Below are 18,487 nucleotides of genomic sequence, written 5' to 3'. Positions count from 1 at the left end.
CGTATTTACAAAAGAAAAAGCACGACTTTTGATCACTGAAGCATGAAAAATTTCATGCCACTTGCCAAAAGTCATGCCTTATGATGTTTAAAGGAGATGCCGAACCGAAAATACAGCTGCTTGCGTTCTGTCGCGCAGCCCGAGCTTAGCGATGAGATTTGAAACATGATTTTTCACTGTACCTTCCGTAAGATACAGCGAGCCTGCGATTTCTTTATTATTTAATCCTTGCCCCAATAATGCCAGTACCTCTTTCTCCCGTTCGGTCAATGACCCAAACCCTTCCGGTTTATCATGACTTAAGGGAAGCGTCTTCTCCGGATTCATCTCAGACATTTTCTTTAACTCTTTTAGCAGCATCGAAGTCATATCGTGTTGCAGTACTGTTCCACCATTGTAAATTGTTTGAATAGCGCTTATGATCGTCTCCGAAGGCATATCTTTCAATAAATACCCATGGACGCCGTTTTCCAAAACCTGCATGATTAATTCTGCATCACCGAAAGTGGTTAGAATCAATACCTTCGTCTCTGGGAAATTCTTGAGGATCAATTCAGATCCTTCGACACCATCCATTCCCGGCATTCTAATGTCCATTAACACCACATCCGGCCGCCATTCCTCTACTTTGGAATAGGCATCCCTTCCATCCACAGCCGTTCCAATCACTTCCATACCAGGTTCCATTCCGATGATCTTCGCAAGCCCGTCTCTCAAAATCCTTTGATCGTCAACGATTAGAATCCTCAATTTATTTCACGCTCCGCATCCATCAAGGAATAAGGAAGTGCAACTTCAACAGCGAAGCCATTAATGGGGTCCATTCTAAAATACACCTCTCCATTCCACTCCTTCACTCGTTCTTGTAAATTGATTAACCCAAACCCAGGTTTAAGTTCTTCCGGCACTTTACCGTCATTGCTTACGCAAAGAAAAAAGCCGTTGTCAGAATAGGATAACGAGATTTCAGCATGATTCGCATCTCCATGTTTCTGAGCATTTGTTAGCGATTCCTGGACGATTCGGTAAGCAGTCAATTGTAGATTGCTAGGAATGGCAACGGGAATCCCAACCACTTTAAAATCAGTTTGGACCTGTGCATATTTGGTAAACTCCTCTGACAGCTTCTCAAGGCTATCGTTCAAAAAAGTGGATTTAATAGGTTCATCTCGTATTGCCCTTACCGATAATCGTACTTCTTGTAAAGATGAGCGAATTAATCCCTCGCACTCCAAATAGGACTGTTCGCCGTGTATTGGATCAATCGTACTTATCTTACGTGCGACTTGCATTTGGACCAACAATGCCGTCAGTTTATGACCTACCGTATCATGAATTTCTCTGGCGATTCGCACTCTTTCTCTCGCTGTCGCCCACTCTTCAGCCTTGAGCGCATTTTCCTGCAATTGCTCATGGGACTGCTTCAATTGCTCGTACAGCTGCAATGTATCCCTGCGCGCCCTTTGGTAGAAATTAATTAATACTGTCACAATGCATGCAAAACCAATAAAAGAGCAGGCTATAAAATAGCCGGTTTCATCTAGTCGTTTATACAAGTACCAGTCAATACTACCCATCGCAACAATTAGTAGTAACATCAATAAGATACATACGAGAATGAGTATGCGGGTCTTTTTTATAAACATTAATAAAGCTAAAGCCGTTATTCCAACAAACAGGTAATTGGGGATTTTCCCGCCAATGAAAATATAACCATAAGATGCGGATACCAAAAAATCTAAAATTAATAGGTGAAAAAGCAAATTTCGCTTTTTCATCTTTACATAAAACAGATAAACACAAAAGAATGCTACCAGCGAAAAGATAACAAAACTAAGGCCCCAAAATACAGCATTCAAATTTTCAAAATAAAAAATACCTGCTATGATTAAACCAAAAATGAGCTTTAACCCGAAAAAAAGCTTCCATAAAAGGTGACTCCGAAGTAACTTATCCGTTTTTCGTTGCACTATCTCTATTTCCCCTCCCATTTCAATATGCTTGCTGTCTAGAGCCTGTCTTCAAATTTAAGTTAACCACACCATAATCGAAGCCAGCGTCAAAAACGCCTTGAATGTTTGAGCTAATTTTTCATAACGAGTGGCAATACGACGGTACTGTTTTATTTTGTTGAAAAAGCATTCAACCCCATGACGTTCTTTATACAGCCACCAGTCACACGGACGCTGAACAAGGCGGGATTTTTACTAGGGATCACTGGATAGGCTTGTTGATCTTCAAGAAGTTTTAAGATCGCATTCGTGTCGAAAGCGCGATCTGCTAATACGTTCGCTCCAGTGAGTTCTATTGTTTTTAGCAGCTAAATACTGCCCCCTTTTGCCCCGGCTCCATGCTGATGGACACGAACGATCGTCGCACCAATCATCACGTTTTCGAAGTCGGGTTCTGCGGACACCTGCTCAAGAATTTGTTCCCATACACCGGAAAGTTGCCATCGGCGGAACCGGGTGTATACGGTTTTCCAGGAACCGTTATAATCCGGTAAATCGCGCCAAGGCGCACTGGTCCTAGCGATTCAATCTTTTTCTCATGCTTCAATTCTACCATTATTTATACTATTTCTATAGTTTGAAGACAGGCTCGAATTTAAGTTAAATTTATATTTATTTAGCTCCTCTTGTTTGTCAATTGTCCTTGAAGATATATAGTCCTTTATCCATTCCTGATCCTAATATGGATAGTCATAGATCGTGCGGGACTTCTTTGGTTTCACGGCCGCCTGCTGCTTGCGATGCTGCTCGCCGGCGATTAGCTGGTCGAGCCGCTGGGAAGCCGCTTGCACGTCTTCATGCTGCAGATTGCCGGAATGCTTCTTCGCGATCGCATGAAGTTCGGCGCGCGCGGCTTCAAGATCGGATTGCTTGGTTATGTGGATTTCCTCCCCCGGTTTGGATTAGTAAGCGCTTGGGAATTTACTCCGGCTCGCTTCCTGCCCGATCCGTATGCCGGAAGGCATTCCGGATCAGCGCGCCAATCGAAGATCATCATAAACAAAATATACATCTCTTGTCTATAATGGTATTCTTGAGCGACGCCAATGTAGATGGATTTGACATGAAAGCTTCAGTCGCAGCATAGTGACGATGATTACACGCTAAGAGGAATATATAAGACCTAAGTACCAGACGATTCAAAACGCTAGCTGTACATATGTACAGCTGGACAGGTATTTCAATTTCTTGTCGTAGTCTCCCGAAGGTCACTCCATCCGCTCGAGCTTCCTCTATTCCTTCATCCTAACGCTGATGGGTGTGGATTAAAATCCTATACGCAATCGCCGTTACCGAAATTCGTTATTTGGCCGCCACGATGAACTAGAGATATCAGAAGCAGATTTCAATTTATATCGCAGCTTCGTGCTGCACGCGATCGAGAAGAAACTAGACAGCATCCCGCTCTGGTGATGGCCACATTGACATAATGTCAAGATAACAATCGAATTATATTGATCGGTAGCCTAATTTAGTGCTGGAATAGGCAGCCGGTTTATGCAACTAACTATTTATGGTTTGTATTAAGCTATCGTTCCCAGTTAGTTCATTCTCCCCTTGTTCATAAAAAGTTGTTTGTAAAGCTTTCTGCCGTTGAAATCATCATGTTTAACTCCAAGTCACCTTGCATATATCTAACCCCCACCGAGTTCAATCGTTTTCGTGGCGACACGGTCGTGAAATTCCCGATCATGCTCCACGAACACAATGGTCGGCGCGTACTCAAGCAGCAGCTCTTCAATCTGCATCCAGGAAATCACGTCGACAAAGTTGAGCGGTTCGTCCCAAATATGCAGATGAGCTCTTCGCGTAGGCTTCTCGCGATCAGAACCTTCTTCTTCTACCCTCCGCTAAACGCCGACATATCCTTCTCAAACTGGATGCGGGCGAAATCAAGCTTACGCAACAGGGCCTTAAATAAGCTTTCGTCGATTTCCTGCTCTGCTGCATAATCGGAAAGCGAGCCTCGCAGATGAGTGGTACTCTGGGATACATAGGAAACCGAAGCTGCGGCTCCAGCCGAAACGTGCCTGTATATTGAAGCGCCTCGCCGTTGAGCAGGCGGAGCAAGCTAGACTTGCCCGAACCGTTTGGACCTGAAATTGCGATCCGATCCCCTTGTTCGATCGTCAAACGAACATTCTCGCAAACCTGTATTACCCCGTAGTAAATCGTGACGTGATCCAGCACGGCCAGTTCGGATTTGGAATATGCGAGCTGAGAAATCACGAGGCTTTCTGACTGTTCGATATTTCGGAGCAGTTTCGACTTTTCCTCTACAGCTGTGTTTTGCCGCTGCTCGATGGATTTTGCGCGTTTCATCATTTTTGCTGCTTTGTGACCGACGTATCCCTTGTCCAGTTTAGAGCCGGAGTTTCGTGTGCCGTTTTTTGATTTTTCGATCTCGTGAGACCAGCCGCTTGTGCGTTTGACAGAAGTCGATAAACGCTGTATGTCTTTGTACAACTTATCGTTTTGTGCCAATTCAAACGTGTCCTGGCGAGTTCTGTTCGTCCACCAGCTGGAAAAACTGCCTTTTTGGATTTCGATATTCGTTTTGTTGATGGATAGAAAATGGTCGACGCAGCGGTCGAGAAATGCCCGATCGTGTGAAACAAGAATAAAACCGCGTTTCGTATTCAGATAATCGCCAACAAGCTTTCGTGCGTGAAAGTCGAGATGATTGGTCGGCTCATCGATGAGTAGAAATCGATTGTCCTGGATGAACAGCACGGCCAGCAGTACCTTCGTCTGCTCCCCTTGGGACAGCGATTCGAATGGCCGGTACAACACGTCTTCCGAAACCTTAAGCAGGTTCAGTTCGCGCATCAACTTCCAGCGCTCATAGCCTGGCACGATCTCTTCAATGACGTCGACGGTCAAATATTCCGGATGTTCGACGGGGAACGGAAAATAATCAAATGCGACCGGTACGGAGATCGTGCCGCTGTATTCGTCTTTCCCCTGCAGCAGGTTAAAGAACGTCGTCTTCCCCTGACCGTTACGCCCTGTAAACCCCAGCTTCCAGTCTATATCAATTTGAAAATGAACATTTTCGAATATAAGATCATAGCTACCTGGATAGGCAAAAGTAAGATTGGATACCTGTATCGCGGGCATGGTGATCATCCTTTCGTATGGAAATAAAAAGAGCCGCAAGAAAGGTGCTTTCTTGCGGCTCAAATCCATATGAGAAAATCCGGCCCCATTCCAATGGGCCGAATGACTGTCCGGATAGGGAGCGCAGACCTTTCTTGCAGAGACGTAATAAACCAACCACAGCCGATAGCTGAGTCCGTTATTTTCGTGATCTCGCAGCGCCGTCCCGTTTAGGCAGAACCTTCCATATCCGCCATACTCCTTCGCTTAATTTGTGTTTATAGCCGATTTACGCTTGTTTTATGATATTGACTTCAATCAATACTACCATAAATTTGTTCGAATTTGTATACAAAGAATACCAATCTTGTCTAAAGTATTCATTGTGGATAGTTTGTAATTATTCGAGTATAATTGGAATTACAGGTGTCGGAAGGAGGACAAAGAAAATGAGCAACGCTATGAGTGTTGAGACAGATCCAAAAACAAAGTTACTCAAGAAACTTATTTCCACCGTCATGAATGACGGCTTTCAACAGCTGAAAATGGATGATATTGCCAAGGTAATGAGCGTCAGTCGAGCCACATTGTACAAGAACTTCTCTTCAAAAGAAGAAGTCATTGCTGGTGTTGTTCATGTTTTTATAGATTATATAGAGCGACTGGATGAGCGAGTATCAGAAGAGGAGGAAGAATCGTTTGGCATTTGGTATCAACAACTGTTTGAACAGTCCATTATGCTTGTCGGAAGAATAACCGATGTTTTCCTTGCTGAATTACAGTCGGTTTATCCGGCGTTGTATGATCAACTAAAAGATACGTTAACGAAACGGGAACAACAAATATTGGATTTTTATAGAGACGGAGAGAATAAAGGTGTCTTTAACGCAATCAATGCTAAATTCCTTCTTGTTCAGGACAACCTTGTCCTTCGAGAAATTATAACCACCAAATATTTAGTGGTGAATCAAATGACGATTCAACAGGTATTGTGGGACTATTATCAACTAAAAAAGATTCAACTGTTTAAAGCGAATAAACTTTCCATAGTCGATGATGCCAAAATAGGACCTGCAATTGATCATTTCGTGGACAAATTCAATCGAGCCTTGTAGGGAACGGAGGTATCTATCCGTTTGAGATTTATTAGTTTCTCTAAAATTGAAGTCGAATAAGCTGTCGAGACTCTCGACAGCTTAGAAAACCGGTATGCATGCAGCAACCAAGGTTTTTTAATCGGTTGGGAAATCAGCAGACCTGGTTAGATCTGCCCATTTTTCGGCTTCTGTTGCACGTTCTTTAGCTGATTTCTTGACACTCTCTAAGGCAGCAGCCCCAAGTATTAGGCGAAGCGGAGGCTGTTCCTGGTCCGCAAGATTAATAATAATCTGAGCTGCTCGAGCAGGATCCCCAGGTTGTTTACCATCGGCTTCTTCCCGTAATTTGTTCATTGCACCTACCGTTCCTTCGTAATCCGAACCTACTTGCGGTCTAACCATAGAGGAACCTTGCCAATCGGTACGGAATGCACCGGGCTCTATAATAGTAACCTTAACACCGAAAGGCTTTACCTCGTTGTTTAAAACTTCAGAAAAACCTTCAACTGCATATTTCGCCGTTTGATAGGCCCCCATTCCCGGGGTTCCACCGACGCGTCCTCCAACCGAAGAGAACTGAATAAAATGGCCGCTCCGCTGTTTACGGAAGACAGGTAATGCAGCCTTAGTTACGTTCACGACACCAAACAGATTTGTTTCAATTTGCGCTCGAAAATCTTCATCAGTCATTTCCTCGATTGGAACACTATTCGCATAGCCAGCATTATTCACAACGATATCGAGCGATCCAAATTCGTCAACTGCCAATTGGACCGATGAAAGGGCCGCCTCACGATCGGTAACATCCAAAGAAAAGGTCCGAACTTGGTCCCCGTATTCGGATACAAGAAATTCAAGTTGTTCACGACGCCGAGCGGTCGCAACAACTTTATCGCCTTTTGCAAGTACTGCCTTTGTAAGTTCCCGGCCAAAACCTCGCGAACTACCAGTGATCAACCAAACTTTTGACATGTTTCTATTTCTCCTTTTTGTTTCTTAATTATAGTCATCCTCACGCTTAAATGACGCATCCTCCACTTTTAATTACCTGCACCATGCCTATCCCGCATTGTATGAATGACACAACTTGCCTTCAATTAGTGCGGGGTACGCGCTTGTATGTTCCCACGCGTACGTTTACGTGCAAGTAACAGACAAGCAACGGAAATCAATGAAGCAGTGAGAAATATTGCAGATCCTGTTATGGATGCAGAAATTGCATGTGCAAACTCTTGCTTCGTCGGATCAACTGAAGGACTTGTAGTACCAAAAACAGTCGCCAATATCGCTAACCCTACAGATCCCCCGATTTGATGCGCGACATTGACGAGTCCCGATGCTGCACCAGCATCTTGTGATTCTACTTTAGTTAGTCCTAAAGCTGTAAAGGGGATGAACACGATGCCTGCTCCCACTCCGAGAATAATCATCGGCAGTAAAATCCCGACATAGAAATTAGTATCCATCGTAACTCTGCTCAACCAACCCATGCCGATTATTGCGATAAGGATTCCAAAAATCAATAATTTAGATGTACCGAATTTAGAAAGCAATTTAGGTACGATATACATCATACAGAACTGTACCGCGGTCATTGGAACGAATGATAAACCGGCTTCAAATGAATTAAATCCAAATACGTATTGAAGAAATTGAGAAAGAAAATAAATCATCGAAAAGATGCCTCCCACGAACAGGAATCTTCCCAAGTAGCCAGCCGTTCGTTCCTTGTCAGTAAATAAACGCAAAGGCGTGATTGGCTGTTTCGCTCGTGATTCGTTAATAATAAAACCAATGATTAAAATTACTCCGACAAGCAGGGAGATAATAGTTTCTTGATTACCCCATCCTTTATCCGCAGCTCGAATAAATCCAAAGACTAACGCTGTCATTCCGATTACTGAAGTCAGTGCGCCGATAAAATCGAAACGCCCAGCCGACTTCTCTGTATTAGGCAAATACCGCGGGGCCACAATAAGCAATGCAATGCCAATAGGAACATTAATGAACATGCCTACTCGCCAAGAAATGAAGTCGGTTAGAATGCCGCCAAGGACAAGCCCGACGCTCCCTCCAATCCCGGATATAGCACTATATAAAGCGATTGCCTTCGACCTTTCTTTGGACTCGACGAAAATAACCGAAAGCAACGCTAGCGTAGCAGGAGTTGCTAACGCAGCAGCGATACCTTGTATTGCACGAGTGATAAACAAAAATTCAGAAGATTGCGCTAATCCAATAAGTAGTGAAGCGATCGTAAACAAAGCGATCCCGAACATAAACACCTGTTTGCGACCAAATATATCCCCTGCTCTGGCTCCTAAAAGCAATAATCCCCCAAATGCCAAAATATATGCATTTTGAACCCATGTTAAAATGGTCGTTGACAAATGTAAAGAACGTCCAATTTCAGGTAACGCGGTTATCATGATTGAGGCATCCAATACAATCATAAGCTGACAAGCGATTATTGCAATAAGCGCAACATTCTTGGAGGCTTGCATGACAATTCACTTCCTTGCACTTGAGTATTTTTCTACACGGATCGTGGCACCGTTATATTATTTGCAAAGATACGCTACGGCGCCGGCTATTTCTTCGGGCAAGCCAAATCGTCGATCCTTAGACCATAGCCCCAACCGCATTCCTTTCCATCTCCTCGCATGTCTCACCCCACCCAATAGAAGGAGCATGGTTCTTGACCAAATCCTGCATAGCATCAAACCAAAATAGCATCTGGTGTTACAACTCACAACTTTGGAGGTGATAGCGTACCTTTCAATTCGCGAGCTAGCGATACGGCAAGATTGTGGCGCAGCGGTGAGGGTAGCATTGCGGTTTCACGCTTATTGGTTAGATTTGCAAGATCGCCTCCGATCGTAATGATTCGCCCCCAGTTTTTTTCACGCATTTAAGGTAGAAGCAGCTGAATCAAACGAACGCATGAAACCACGTTTACGTTGGGCGAAACCAACGTCAGCGATGATAGCATCCTCAACCGCATAACTCCGCTCTTCATCACGGCCGTGCAGATGACGTTGGCCCCTTCCGCTGCTAAAATTCTTCGCGATACCATACCAATGCCGCTACTCGAACCCGTTACAATGCCGTTTGCCTGATTAATTTAAATCCATGTCTGGTCACTCTCCTTATAGTCCGGAAGCAAATCAAATGTTTGTCCCCATGTCTTAATTTATTTCCTGTGTTGGATGGAAGTACGCTTATGCATGATCGGTCATCTAAACAATGAGCGTCATCTTTCTAATATATTATATACAAAAAGTACTCAAAATGTCTACTTTATTCTGTTTGTATAATTTGGCTAACTTTCTCCAAGTTTTCATGAGCATATAACATCGCAATGCCTAGAGCATTGCGTTTGGTTACAGTCACTGGAAATAAAAGGAGCATATAATTGACTTCAGCCAGAAGAATATATAGGGATCAAATGCTTTCTGAGGGATAATTCTAATTGAAGAATGAACAGCATCCATTCATTAATCAAGTTCTGGAATTGCTTCCTCACAATCACAATATCCGAATCATCGAATTACCACGGATTCTGTGTTGGATACTTTTTAACGAACAGGTTGTAGATAAAAAGATAATATACGAGCACCTTTTAAAACCTTTACAAAATAATGAAATCGAAAAAAAACATGCCCTCAATGGCAGATATTACAGCAAATGTTCCAGTGATCATACTTAAGAAAACGTCGAATATACAGGAGATGGTCAATGCAATACTTAAAGGGAATACTATGCTTGTCCATAATTTCACCAACTGTGCGATCCTATACAACACTGTTGCATCCCGAGGGAGAACGATTTCGACTTCCGAAATCGAGTCGCAAGTTCTCGGTCCTCAATATGCCTTCGTGGAATCGCTGGAACAAAACCTTCAGCTGATAACACGATTAATTCCTGATGTAAATCTCACGACCGATAACGTTCAAGTCGGGAAATATACAAAAACTGACGTGACATTATTACATATGAAAAATATTTCGCAGCCCCACTATCTTTCCATCTTGTTAGAACGCCTCCAGGCTTTGAATATTGAAGGTCTCTACGATAATCAATCTCGCTGACAAATGAGCCTTTCCCTCTCATTCTTGTAATCAGCCCAGCCTCTGGAAAGTTCTCTAACGCTTTCTTGGTCGTAATGCGGCTGACATAGAACTGCTTTGCCAATTCCTACTCGGATGGCACACGTTCTCCCACTTTCAATTGTCCTGTTGTTTGCTCAAATAAAAGTTCATAAATTTTGTTCATAAAGAGGAGCTTGCATGCGAATATTCCCTCCGAAACTAAATGATATGTCAAATACCATTTATCACAATAACCTGCAACAATTCCTCCCATCTCGTCACACTAAATGTACATTCTTAACTGTATTGTTTGTTAAATGCCCTTATTTCAATTGGAATAAAACTCATTGTTCAAAACATAAAGAAAAACACCGCCCTTCGAGCAGTGTCACATTAAGTTCAGAGTTATGAATTACTCATGTTGTTAGTGTTCATATTATAAAACATTGTTCAATCTAATGGATCATATGGAGCTTTCCAAGCGCGTTCTCTTTTTTTAATGGCCAAGGCGTCAAGTTTAGTCCAAACGGAAGACTTGATACAGTTTGCGGTATTCGCCTGGCGTCAGAGACGTTAGCCGCTTGAATAAGCGAATGAAGTAGTTATTGTCCGAAAGGCCGCACATCTCTCCGACTTCCTTTAACGGCAGCTCGGAATGAGCCAACAGTCGTTTAGCCCGCTCGACCTGCAAATGATGACGGTACTGCATGGGGCTCATCCCCGTAAATTGCTTCAAGCAACGCGCCAAATAATCAAAATGATAATGCAACTCCCGCTCCATCTTCCCGGAATCGAACCTTTCCTCCAAATTACTCTCCAAATAGGACGCTACCTTCTCGCCAAGAAAGTAGGAACGGGCTTGCAGACTGTTCGAAATGATCCCGTTTTGCAAGTGCACGAAAAACTCCCCGAGTAGCACATGCAGCTCAAAGGAGCGCTTTCGCGTAAGCACGTTGTGCAATTCAATCATCCGTGTCAGCAGCGGGACGACCGTGCGCAAATCTACGGCAGCGAATTTCGGAATATTGATCGTAGCCGGATGGGGAACGATATCCTGGTCCGTCCGCTGGAGAAGGGGCTGCTGCCAGTTGTTTTTCTCCACCAGAATCGGCTGTGAAGGCAGCGGAAAATCAAAATGGATCCAATACACCTCGGTTTCCGTATCCGTCGGCCGATATCCGCGATGGTTTTTTCCCGGCTCAAGCACAAGCATCATCCCTTGCGTGACCTCGTAGCTAATGCCGTCCTCCTCCATATATAACGCACCCTTGGCGCAAACGATCAGATCAAACACTTCGAATTGACGCTTCGCATGCACTACGCCCGGCTGCCAATACGCATATCCGACAGCCGCCAGCAAAGGAAACGGAGGAATCTGAAATTCGAGCACGAGCATCTGCGGCGCCTCCTGTCTAAATGTAGAAATCGTACTATAGAAAGTCGATATCGTTAGCTGTATCTATATATCATATCCATTAAAGTGGTAGATATCATCTTATCACAATAGCTGAATAATAGGAGGACGAAAGCATGAATTTCCGTCAGGTTCATCTCGATTTCCATACATCCGAAGCGATCGCGGACATTGGTAACGCTTTTTCCAAACGTCAATTTCAAGACATGCTGAAAATCGGTCATGTAAACTCCATCACGGTTTTCTCAAAATGCCATCACGGCTGGGCTTATCACCCAAGCGATGCCAATGAAATGCATCCCCATCTCTCCTTCGATTTGCTGGGAGCCCAAATTGAGGCTGCGCACGAAATAGGCGTCAATACGCCGGTCTATTTATCGGCCGGGCTGGATGAGAAGATTGCCCGCCGCCACCCGGATTGGCTGATCCGCACCAAGCAAGAAGCCACCGATTGGACCGATGACTTCTTGACGCCGGGCTATCATCAATTTTGCATGAATTCCCCTTACGTTGACGTCCTCGCCTCTCAAGTGCGTGAGGTCGTGGAACGCTATGACGCGGACGGCATCTTCCTCGATATCGTTGGCGTTCGGGAGTGCTATTGCCAGCATTGCATAACTACGATCCGCGAACGCGGCTTCGATCCGCGCAATACGGAAGCCATGAAGCAGATGTGGGAGGAAACGTACTTCAACTATGCGGTAAAAATGAACGAGACCGTTCATGCCGTTAAGCCCGGTCTTCCTGTATTTCACAACAGCAGCCATGTCGCCCGGGGCCGCCGCGATCTCGTGCATTTGAACACGCACTTGGAGCTTGAATCGCTGCCGACTGGCGGCTGGGGCTACGACCACTTCCCTCTTTCTGCACGATACGCACAAACCCTAGGCGTGGACTACCTTGGCATGACCGGAAAATTTCATACCTCATGGGGCGAGTTTGGCGGATATAAGCATCCGAACGCCCTCAGGTATGAAGCGGCTTTAAGCCTCGCCAACGGAGCGCGCTGCTCGATAGGCGACCAGCTCCATCCGAGCGGATTCATGGACCCGGCAACCTACACACTAATCGGCGAAGCATACCGGGAGGTGGAAGCGAAGGAGGAGTGGTGCAGGGGAACGACAGCCGTAGCCGATATCGCGCTGTTTTCCACCGAAGCCGCGTCCTCGGCAGCCGGAGAAAGCCCCGGTGACGACCATACGAATCATGCCGATACCGGTGCGGTTAGAATATTGCTGGAAGGACATTATCTATTCGACGTTATTGATACCCAAGCTGATCTGTCGAGCTATAAGGTCGTTATTTTGCCCGATGCGATCATGATGACCGAGCAGATCAAGGTCAAGCTAGCGGCTTTCCTTGCGCATGGAGGCAAAGTGCTGGCAACCGGACGCTCAGGTCTGTCGCCCGACGGGACGAAATTCGAATTGAACTTAGGCGTGCAGTGGCAGGGGATTGCCGCCACGAAGCCTTCCTATTTCAAGCCAGCCTTCGAGCTGCCGTCGCTTCAAAATGCTTCGTACGTCATCTATGCTGAAGGCCATGACGTCGTTCTGACGCAGGACGGCACGTCGCTTGGCATTCGGGAAAATGCTTATTTCAACCGGGATATATTCACTTTCTGCTCGCACCAGCATACGCCGTCTAACCAGCGCGACGCAGGTCCCGGCATGGCGGAGGGACCCGACGGCATCTATGTGGCCTGGAATATGTTCGAAGATTACGCGGTCAAAGGCAGCCTGCCTGTCAAAGAAATCATCGTTTACGCGCTGGATCGCCTGCTTGGCACCAAACGCCTTCGCACTAACCTGCCGGCGCAAGGGGTTACGACGCTGCAAGTCCAGACCGCATCCAACCGCTGGGTCCATCATTTGCTCTATGCTTCCCCGGTGCGCAGAGGACAAAGTGTCGAGGTGATCGAGGATTTGCTCCCGCTCCTTGATACGGAGGCGGCGATAGCCGTATCCGAGCCTGTCCGGGAAGTTTATTTGGCACCGCAAAAAAGCCCGCTTCCTTTCACGCAGGAGAACGGGGTAGTCCGCTACACGATCCCTAAATGGTCATGCCATCAGATGGTCGTGCTGCAGTTTTAAATCCATTCGGGTATCCGTTTGGCCTATACCCAAACGGATACCTAAGAGTGTTAATACGGCCCCAAAAATATTACGTAAGTTCTTTCAAATTGTCCGCAGCACGGATTAATCTGAGAATATCAGGTCAGGGTGTTCCCACATTTTTTCTGGAAATAAAAGTTCCGGTAAGTCTCTGTGGAATAACTTGTTCTTGATTTGATCTTCTCGGCCTTCTCGAACCTTGCTTAGCCAGTTCGGGTCGAGCAGAAGCGCTCTGCCCAGTGCGATAAGTTCCACATCGGACGATAGGGCGGCTGCAGCTTGTTCCGGAGTCGTAATTTCGCCAACGCCAATGAGTGGCGTACGGTTTCCTACAAGTTCCTTCAAGATTTCCATCCGGGATTTGTTACTTTCCACGCCTCGGCGGGGCTTAGAGAAGAAATTATGCAGGGAGACATGAATATAATCCAGCTCCTGATCGGCCAAAACATCAACAATTTGAATGGCGTCGGCCATAGTTAATCCATTGGTAAACGGTTCCTCCGGCGAAATTCGATAACCAATGGCAAACGGTTTTCCGCTTTCAGCTCTAGCTTTTTTCGCTTCCTCAATGAGAGCGAGCGGAAACGCCAGCCGTTTTTCGAATGTGCCTCCCCAGCGGTCCTGCCGGCGATTATAATGAGGCGAAATGAACTGCTGCATCAGATAGCCATTCGCTCCATGAATCTCTACACCGTCAAAGCCCGCCTCGATGATCCGTTTGGTTACATCCCCGAATTTCTTAATCAAATCCTCGATTTCAGAATCTGTCAGTTCATGGGGCGGCGCAGCATCCGAATTTTCCGGCGCTACGGCACTCGGTGCTTCCGGGTTTTCCATTTTTAGAGCTCCACCGTGAAACAATTGCACGATGGCTACGGCTCCATTAGATTTCAGTAGTGAACTTAATTTTCTCAGCCCCGGTATATGCTCATCCGTCAACGTGGTCGGCGCTCCGGGATAATGTTCCCCTTCAGTAAACGTTGTAGCCGAAGTGATGACCATCCCGACATCTTTCGCTCGTGGACCGTAATAAGTCAGTTCTTCCTCGGAAATAAAGCCTCCGGGCAAAGAGCCCCAATTACCCATTGGAGCCATGACGATTCGATTCTTCAATTCCTTGCCGCTGCGCAGCCGAAACGGCTCAAAAAGAGCTTTATACGTTTCCTTCATTTTCTTTATGCTCCTCTCCGATTTAAAAGTCGATGCCCCTCTTATGTGATCCATATGCGGCATCACTTGCCATGCATTTGTTTCCTAACTTAATCTTGTACCTACTTGTCGGTACAGAATCAGCAAAAAAAATGATCGCCAAGCATCTGGGTACCCCTTCCTTTAAGTGCGTATTTTTTGCTTTAGATTGTACCTACCATTTGGTACAGAGAGATCATAACAAAATCGCTTCCCATGCGCAATAGAAAAAAACGGGTTCAAGAAAGCCGATATTGCGCGCGAATGGTCGCGATGGCGTTCGTGAGAAACCCGACTTCTTTTTGACTCTTCATTAATAAAATGGCGCCTTCGATCATAGAAACGATGGTTCGTGCATGCTGTTTGGCATCGATGTCCGACGTGAGATGCCCCAGTGCTTTCAGCTCGTTGATCGCGCCTTCGATCGACGAAATCCACCGGTCAAATATATAATGGACCTTTAGCCGAAACGTCTCGTCGTGTTCACTCATCTCGATGGCGAGGTTCCCCGCGGGACAACCCGATTTCCCTTCTTCGTCTGTATGGATGGTCAACATCCTGTCAAGCATTTTATTTAATTTCACGATAGGATCAAGATCGGCTGCGAAAATGCCCTCGAATACATCCCTCTCCCATTCCTTTACCAGATCATCGACGACGGCCAGGCCGAGGTCGCGCTTGGACGAAAAGTAGTGATAGAACTGGCCTTTTCCGATGTGAGCCTCGTCCATAATATCGCTGATCGACGTGGCTTGGTAGCCCTTATAATAAATAATTTTTCTGGAAATCGTAATAATCTCTTGGAGTTTCGACATCTCGACACACCCTTTATGATTCTTTTGCTCGAGCTCTGCATCCACCTAACCGGTTGAAAGTTGACAAATGAATTTTATCACAGTTTGTATAGAATGAATAAGGTTAGAGGCATGAGTCTCTCCACGGTGTTCTTCCCTACGATGGCCATGTTCATGTCGATTGGCCGGAGGAGGAAAATACAAGTTCTTGTCCTATTGATCAAAAGGAAATATTTTTCGGCGCCGACACCTTCTAATGGGCGGATCGCCGGCGCCGCCCTTCCGTTATTTCATGGCGATTGCGCCCATACCGTCGCATTAGTATACCTTGACGATCTGATAGGCACTTCTCATGCCGCGTAGCTCCGGATACTATCAGACGAACTCGCTCAGTTGTTTTGCTGGATTCACCAGTTGCTCGTTAAATCTTGTCCTCATGCGATAACTCGCTTCTGCTCGTGTCAACAGATACGATGTTATTGCCATCCTTGTTTTCATTCATATGTAGATGAATACTCTCTTCGTTGTTATTGCTATTTGCTACGGCTTGTACCCATTCACGATTTGCATCCAAGTTGGCATCAATCATTTTACCATTCAATTCTTCTGCCCTGCTTTTTAGCTGTGCTGCTTTCTCAGGGTTGGTTTCCCAATCCTTTGCTTCTCGTTTTAGCGTTATTTGCGCCATTTTCATGCTGCCGGTTTGTTTCAATTCATTTTGAGAAGAAACCAGCGCCTTCATGGTATCCAATGAAAGCGAAGAACCGTACCCCTGATTGGGATCTACAGTATGCTTGCTTTCATTTTTCTTGTCATCAGACTTATCCTCTGCGTCCGGATTGGCACCTGTTACACTGCGGAGATCCTTATGCTGAAGCGCTTGAATTTGCTTATCAAGCTCCTGAATTTGTTGATCAATTTGTTCCAGCCCAGCTTTAATTTCATCCGAACCCGCTCCTTTTTCAAGCGCGTTTGAGATGTAGTCATTACGCCGATCCATCATATTTTGTTTTTGTTCCATTAATCGTTCCATCATCGATTTTTTTCCGTGATTTTGATTAAACAGACTATGCGCTTGCATGCTAATCGTCAGTTTGTCCTGCTTATCGCTTGTTTGCTTATCATCCGTTTGATGATTATGCTTCGATCTAGCAGCAGTTGCACTTCCCATTGCTCCTGCCATTCGATCGGATTTAATATTCATGGAAATATTCATTCCAAACGCTCCTCTGCCTCTGAATTTCTTGAAGTATACTGCCTTTCTACATCCCATTTTACCCTATAATTAGGGTAATGGAAATCATTTACTTTGTCCCAACCATGTTAAGACGCTGTGTTAGGGGGCTGCCGTCTCGACAGACTGGATCTTCAAGCTCCCGCTGCTCGCGAAGGGCGAATCGGCCAGCATCAAGGCACGATTACAGTCAAATAAACGCAAAAAAACAGTGCCCGCATTCGCCTTACGAAGGCTGATGCGGGCACTGTTGTCTTCAATTCCGGTAGGAGACCCGGCGGAGCTGCGCTACGCGTTATGGAAAAAATCAAGCGTTGCACATATAATGCGCTCGTGGAGTTCGCCGTTGCGCGTTATTTCGTCACTGCCCGCAGGCTAAAGGGATTGGCTGCTTGCAGCTTACCATTTACCGGCGTTTTGGCCGCCGTCGACGTGTATAATCTCGCCTGTTACGAATGCGCGGAATTGAAGGATGATCTGCAGACGCAGCTGTTTTACCGCCACAACCGAGGAATAACGCTCACCTCTTCCGGTCAAATTCTGGTTTTCTATGCGGAAAAAATTTTGCACGTCGTGCAGGAAGCTCGGTCGGCTGTCGGAAGCTCCGCCGTGCCCTCCGGCCCGCTTCAAATCGGCGCCATGGAGACGATAGCCGCCGGTCAGCTGCCGAAGCTGCTTACCAAATTTCATACCGACTATTCGGCGGTCGACATCTCATTGAATACCGGCGCAACCGACCAACTGCTTCACAGCGTTCTGCATTACGATCTTAGCGGCGTGTTTGTAGTAGGCCCTGTGGAGCATCCCGAGCTGGTGCAGGAATACGTCGTGGATGAGGAAGTGGTTCTGGTAACGCCCTAAGGCCATCGTTAAGACTGTATTCGTTAGACGCAAGGATGCGCTAATCACGCCGGCTTTATCCGCCTTCACGTCGGAGATGCGCGCCTATTTCGGCTAAAGCCCGCGCGGACATTTGCAACTTTTTGGGGTGAATAGAATTCAATGATCAATTTTCCGATTGGTCAAGAAAAATATACAACGCTTCAATTTGCCCTGGCCCGTCATATTCGGTTAAAAGCCTGACTACCCCATTCACCCACCGGTTCCAGCCAGCAACGCTTCTGTTCACGATCAAATCACCTAAAATGGTTTTATAAACACCCCTGCAACTTGGTTATATTTAACTTTGTAATGTAATTGTAATATTTCCTTCATGTTCCTTTCATCTTTCGAATCTATAATAGACACATGACCCCCCTTTATTATATATTTTCTCTCTTGCGCCTGCGGATATGCCGCAGGCCTCTTTGTTTTTATGGGGCTTTATTCGGCAGCATTAACAGCAGAATGAATTTGTAAGGTTTTGAATACCTTGCCTAGACCCACGCTTCAACAGCCGCCCAACAAAAAAAGCGCAGCCTCAGCCGCGCTTCCATCAACCAAT

14 protein-coding genes and 1 pseudogene are annotated in these 18,487 nt (G+C 45.7%); 4 read left to right on the top strand and 11 right to left on the bottom strand.

The features are described 5' to 3' along the window. Window positions 1–87 precede the first annotated feature (87 nt). From KXU80_RS24235 to abc-f, 5 genes and pseudogenes are all read right to left on the bottom strand, one after another. A complete protein-coding gene (locus KXU80_RS24235; protein ID WP_219835676.1) occupies window positions 88–750 on the bottom strand; it encodes a response regulator in 663 nt (220 codons plus the stop codon). Further along, a complete protein-coding gene (locus tag KXU80_RS24230) occupies window positions 747–1,970 on the bottom strand; it encodes a sensor histidine kinase (protein ID WP_219835675.1) in 1,224 nt (407 codons plus the stop codon). Before KXU80_RS24230 ends, KXU80_RS24235 begins: the two co-directional genes overlap by 4 nt. 57 nt (window positions 1,971–2,027) lie before the next feature. Beyond that, entirely contained in the window at window positions 2,028–2,108 is an 81-nt protein-coding gene (locus tag KXU80_RS28535; RefSeq protein ID WP_374987803.1) for a hypothetical protein, read from the bottom strand. Between the two features lie 212 nt (window positions 2,109–2,320). Beyond that, window positions 2,321–2,536, bottom strand: a complete 216-nt coding sequence (locus KXU80_RS28530; protein WP_219839218.1) for a transposase — start codon at window positions 2,534–2,536, stop codon at window positions 2,321–2,323. A gap of 1,110 nt (window positions 2,537–3,646) precedes the next feature. Then, window positions 3,647–5,132: pseudogene (gene abc-f / locus KXU80_RS24210) on the bottom strand (ribosomal protection-like ABC-F family protein). Window positions 5,133–5,560: 428 nt separating this feature from the next. Here abc-f and KXU80_RS24205 point away from each other — a divergent pair. Further along, window positions 5,561–6,226 carry a TetR/AcrR family transcriptional regulator gene (locus KXU80_RS24205; protein WP_258171137.1) on the top strand — a complete coding sequence of 222 codons (666 nt, stop codon included), beginning with the start codon at window positions 5,561–5,563 and terminating at the stop codon, window positions 6,224–6,226. Between the two features lie 117 nt (window positions 6,227–6,343). Here KXU80_RS24205 and KXU80_RS24200 read toward each other — a convergent pair whose 3' ends face one another. Continuing rightward, on the bottom strand, window positions 6,344–7,180 hold the full coding sequence (locus KXU80_RS24200) for an oxidoreductase (protein WP_219835674.1): 837 nt from the start codon (window positions 7,178–7,180) through the stop codon (window positions 6,344–6,346). A gap of 125 nt (window positions 7,181–7,305) precedes the next feature. Beyond that, window positions 7,306–8,712 (bottom strand): MFS transporter, encoded by a 1,407-nt coding sequence (locus KXU80_RS24195; protein WP_219835673.1) that lies wholly within the window; start codon window positions 8,710–8,712, stop codon window positions 7,306–7,308. A gap of 1,137 nt (window positions 8,713–9,849) precedes the next feature. Between KXU80_RS24195 and KXU80_RS28525 the strand changes: the two genes are divergently transcribed. Next, complete coding sequence (locus KXU80_RS28525) at window positions 9,850–10,299, top strand: spore germination protein (RefSeq protein ID WP_374987721.1); 450 nt, start codon at window positions 9,850–9,852, stop codon at window positions 10,297–10,299. 517 nt (window positions 10,300–10,816) lie between these two features. Here the strand turns inward: KXU80_RS28525 and KXU80_RS24185 are convergent. After that, complete coding sequence (locus KXU80_RS24185) at window positions 10,817–11,695, bottom strand: helix-turn-helix transcriptional regulator (protein ID WP_219835671.1); 879 nt, start codon at window positions 11,693–11,695, stop codon at window positions 10,817–10,819. 134 nt (window positions 11,696–11,829) lie between these two features. Between KXU80_RS24185 and KXU80_RS24180 the strand changes: the two genes are divergently transcribed. After that, the gene (locus KXU80_RS24180; RefSeq protein ID WP_219835670.1) at window positions 11,830–13,806 is read left to right on the top strand and encodes an alpha-amylase family protein; all 1,977 of its coding nucleotides are present in this window, start codon (window positions 11,830–11,832) and stop codon (window positions 13,804–13,806) included. Window positions 13,807–13,911: 105 nt separating this feature from the next. Here the strand turns inward: KXU80_RS24180 and KXU80_RS24175 are convergent, their stop codons facing one another. The 3 genes from KXU80_RS24175 to KXU80_RS24165 all read right to left on the bottom strand — a co-directional run bounded on the left by KXU80_RS24175 (window position 13,912) and on the right by KXU80_RS24165 (window position 17,025). Next, a complete protein-coding gene (locus KXU80_RS24175) occupies window positions 13,912–14,997 on the bottom strand; it encodes an NADH-dependent flavin oxidoreductase (RefSeq protein WP_219835669.1) in 1,086 nt (361 codons plus the stop codon). Between the two features lie 257 nt (window positions 14,998–15,254). Beyond that, window positions 15,255–15,830, bottom strand: a complete 576-nt coding sequence (locus KXU80_RS24170; RefSeq protein WP_219835668.1) for a TetR/AcrR family transcriptional regulator — start codon at window positions 15,828–15,830, stop codon at window positions 15,255–15,257. Window positions 15,831–16,230: 400 nt separating this feature from the next. Next, the gene (locus KXU80_RS24165; protein ID WP_219835667.1) at window positions 16,231–17,025 is read right to left on the bottom strand and encodes a hypothetical protein; all 795 of its coding nucleotides are present in this window, start codon (window positions 17,023–17,025) and stop codon (window positions 16,231–16,233) included. 315 nt (window positions 17,026–17,340) lie between these two features. On the opposite strand from KXU80_RS24165, the gene KXU80_RS24160 reads away from it, so the two are divergent. Beyond that, on the top strand, window positions 17,341–17,904 hold the full coding sequence (locus KXU80_RS24160) for a LysR substrate-binding domain-containing protein (protein WP_219835666.1): 564 nt from the start codon (window positions 17,341–17,343) through the stop codon (window positions 17,902–17,904). Window positions 17,905–18,487 lie beyond the last annotated feature (583 nt).

It is taken from the genome of Paenibacillus sp. R14(2021) (genome assembly GCF_019431355.1).
Taxonomy (GTDB): Bacteria; Bacillota; Bacilli; order Paenibacillales; family Paenibacillaceae; genus Paenibacillus_Z.
The sequence above is the reverse complement of the archived record's forward strand: the minus strand, read 5'-3'. Positions and strand labels throughout refer to the sequence as shown.

Excerpts from the sequence above, each read along its gene's own strand:
- KXU80_RS24205 (WP_258171137.1), top strand. The coding sequence starts at position 5,561 with ATGAGCAACGCTATGAGTGTTGAGACAGATCCAAAAACAAAGTTACTC.
- KXU80_RS24200 (WP_219835674.1), bottom strand. The coding sequence starts at position 7,180 with ATGTCAAAAGTTTGGTTGATCACTGGTAGTTCGCGAGGTTTTGGCCGG.
- KXU80_RS24195 (WP_219835673.1), bottom strand. The coding sequence starts at position 8,712 with ATGCAAGCCTCCAAGAATGTTGCGCTTATTGCAATAATCGCTTGTCAG.
- KXU80_RS28525 (WP_374987721.1), top strand. The coding sequence starts at position 9,850 with ATGAAATCGAAAAAAAACATGCCCTCAATGGCAGATATTACAGCAAAT.
- KXU80_RS24185 (WP_219835671.1), bottom strand. The coding sequence starts at position 11,695 with ATGCTCGTGCTCGAATTTCAGATTCCTCCGTTTCCTTTGCTGGCGGCT.
- KXU80_RS24180 (WP_219835670.1), top strand. The coding sequence starts at position 11,830 with ATGAATTTCCGTCAGGTTCATCTCGATTTCCATACATCCGAAGCGATC.
- KXU80_RS24175 (WP_219835669.1), bottom strand. The coding sequence starts at position 14,997 with ATGAAGGAAACGTATAAAGCTCTTTTTGAGCCGTTTCGGCTGCGCAGC.
- KXU80_RS24170 (WP_219835668.1), bottom strand. The coding sequence starts at position 15,830 with ATGTCGAAACTCCAAGAGATTATTACGATTTCCAGAAAAATTATTTAT.
- KXU80_RS24165 (WP_219835667.1), bottom strand. The coding sequence starts at position 17,025 with ATGAATATTTCCATGAATATTAAATCCGATCGAATGGCAGGAGCAATG.
- KXU80_RS24160 (WP_219835666.1), top strand. The coding sequence starts at position 17,341 with ATGGAAAAAATCAAGCGTTGCACATATAATGCGCTCGTGGAGTTCGCC.